A 2,220-nucleotide genomic window follows, 5' to 3' on the forward strand; every position below is an offset into this window, starting at 1 on the left:
CCTGCCACGCCCACCCGACCCGCTCCGAAGCCATCAAGGAAGCCGCCCTTTCGGTCGGCAAGCGCGCCATCCATATGTGACGGAGAGCCGGCGTTGGCCGGCGCGACCGACGGTGGCGTGATGAAAGGTCGATTGTGGCAGCCCCTGTGGGTGCTGCTGGCGGTTCTGTTCCTGATTGAGGCGTGGTTCTGGGACCACGTCGAGCCGCTGATCGCGCGGATCGTCGCGCTGATTCCGCTGCGCCAGCTCAAAGAGCGGCTGGCGCGGTGGGTCGACCATCTGTCCCCGGCGATGACGCTGCCGGTGTTTCTGGTGCCGGTGGCGCCGCTGTATCCGCTGAAGCTGTTCGCGTTGGCGCTGCTCGCCCAAGGTCACTGGATCGCCGGCCTCGGCATCTTTGCGGCCGCCCAGGTGTTCGGCCTCGGCGTCGCGGCCTTCATCTTCGACGTCACCAAGCCGAAGCTGCTGCAGCTTCGCTGGTTCGCCGCAACCTATCGCTGGGTGATCGAACTGCGCGCCAAGGCGCATGCCATCGTGGCGCCGATCATGGCCAACATCCGGGCCAAGCTCACCGAACTGCTGAAGGGTGACGGCGACGGATGGGGATCGAAGGTGCTGCGCCGGATCGGCGCGCTCCGCCGGCGCATCCGCACGGCACGATAGGTTCAGGATTCAAATCGTTTCATCGCGCGAACCGAGGCTCGGTCCACGCGATGTTCGTTTTGTCTCACATCAAATGCACGGCGTGCGGCGCGAACAGGCCGATCGCCATGAAGCCGAGGCCGGCGATGCCGAGCAGGCCCGATATCCAGGCCAGCACCATCATGCCGGTGATGATCGTCGCCGACGCCAGCACGATCCCGATCTGGAAGGCGGCGGAAGCGACTTCGTAGTGATGGTAGCGGGCCATCGCCAGGTCGCGCTCATGTTCAGCGTGCTTGGCGCGTTCGGCGAGCTGTTCGGAGCCTTCACCGGTCTCCGGCTCGGAGCGATAGCGCGCCGCGGTCTTTTGCCAGTCGTCGATCTGCTTCTGCAGCGCCGCCTTGGTGGCCTCGTCCGGCACGGTGCCGAGGCTGAGCTTGGCGTGCTCGGAAACCGCCTGCACGGTGGTCCGGCGAATGCTCTTGGCCTGGAAGAACGCCCACAGGTTCGAGGCTTCGACATTCTTGGCCAGCGCCTCGGTCTGGGCGCCCTTGCCGAGCGTTTCGGAGAACGCCAGGAACAGCGCGATCACCGAAATCAGCAGCGCGATGCCCTTGTTGGAGCCCGACGCATGCTCGGCATGCTCGGCGTGCTCCATGCTTTCGTGCGCCCCCATCGTCCGGACTCTCCTGTCACCACAACCATCGCGCCTGCGTCGAGCAGGCCTTGTAACACCGCGATCTTGTCAGTTGGATAAATGGCAGGGTCAAGGCCGTCGGCGCCGGACTAACAGCTTTGCCGGGTGCCGCCGCGCCGCTCAGGCCCGGGGATGGGCGCTGTTGTAGACTTCCAGCAGCCGTTCGGTGTCGATTCCGGTATAAACTTGCGTGGTCGAGAGCGAGGCGTGACCGAGTAATTCCTGGATGGCGCGCAGGTCGCCACCGCGGCTCAGCAAATGCGTCGCAAACGAATGCCGCAGCGCGTGGGGGGTGGCGCTGTCGGGCAGCCCGAGCCCACCGCGCAGCCGCTCCATCGCCAGCTGAATGATGCGCGGGCTGAGCGGTCCGCCGCGGGCGCCGACGAACATCGGGCCGTCCGGCGGCAGGTTGTAGGGACAGGCCGCCGCGTACTCTGCGATCTGCTCGAGCACGTTCTGCAGGACCGGCACCATCCGGGTCTTGTTGCCTTTGCCGAGCACGATCAGGGTGTCGCCCTTGCCGGGCGCCGGCACGTCACGGCGCTTCAGGCCGAGCGCTTCGGAGATGCGCAGGCCCGAGCCGTACAGCAGCGCCATCACGGCGGCATCCCGAATCAGCACCCAGGTCTCCCGGTCTTCGCCGGCGCGCTCGTCGGCGTCGGCAAGCCGCTTGGCGGCGGCGATCGGCAGCGGCTTCGGCAGGCTCTTCCTGATCTTCGGCGCCCGCACCGCGGCCAGCGCCCCGACCCGGCCCTTGCCTTCGCGTTCCAGAAAGCGCCCGAACGAACGCAAGCCTGCAAGCGCCCGCATCAAGGAACGGCCGGCAATCTCGTCCGCCCGCCGCGCCGCCATGAAGGCGCGAACGTCGGTCGCTTCCAGCC

At 67.1% G+C, this 2,220-nt stretch carries 3 protein-coding genes; 1 reads left to right on the top strand and 2 read right to left on the bottom strand.

The window, feature by feature from the left end; all coding sequences use genetic code 11:
- The first annotated feature begins 120 nt into the window (after positions 1-120).
- Positions 121-663, top strand: coding sequence for a hypothetical protein (locus tag DY468_RS24400; protein ID WP_164608182.1), 543 nt, complete (start codon positions 121-123; stop codon positions 661-663).
- A 64-nt stretch (positions 664-727) separates the two neighbouring features.
- Here DY468_RS24400 and DY468_RS24405 read toward each other — a convergent pair whose 3' ends face one another.
- Positions 728-1,318 carry a DUF4337 domain-containing protein gene (locus tag DY468_RS24405; protein ID WP_164608178.1) on the bottom strand — a complete coding sequence of 197 codons (591 nt, stop codon included), beginning with the start codon at positions 1,316-1,318 and terminating at the stop codon, positions 728-730.
- 141 nt (positions 1,319-1,459) lie between these two features.
- The coding region (locus DY468_RS24410) for a tyrosine recombinase XerC (protein ID WP_164608180.1) at positions 1,460-2,220 on the bottom strand (761 nt) is incomplete at its 5' end.

The sequence above is a fragment of the Rhodopseudomonas sp. BR0M22 genome, assembly GCF_010907035.1.
Classification (GTDB): Bacteria; Pseudomonadota; Alphaproteobacteria; order Rhizobiales; family Xanthobacteraceae; genus Rhodopseudomonas.

Excerpts from the sequence above, each read along its gene's own strand:
- DY468_RS24400 (WP_164608182.1), top strand. The coding sequence starts at position 121 with ATGAAAGGTCGATTGTGGCAGCCCCTGTGGGTGCTGCTGGCGGTTCTG.
- DY468_RS24405 (WP_164608178.1), bottom strand. The coding sequence starts at position 1,318 with ATGGGGGCGCACGAAAGCATGGAGCACGCCGAGCATGCCGAGCATGCG.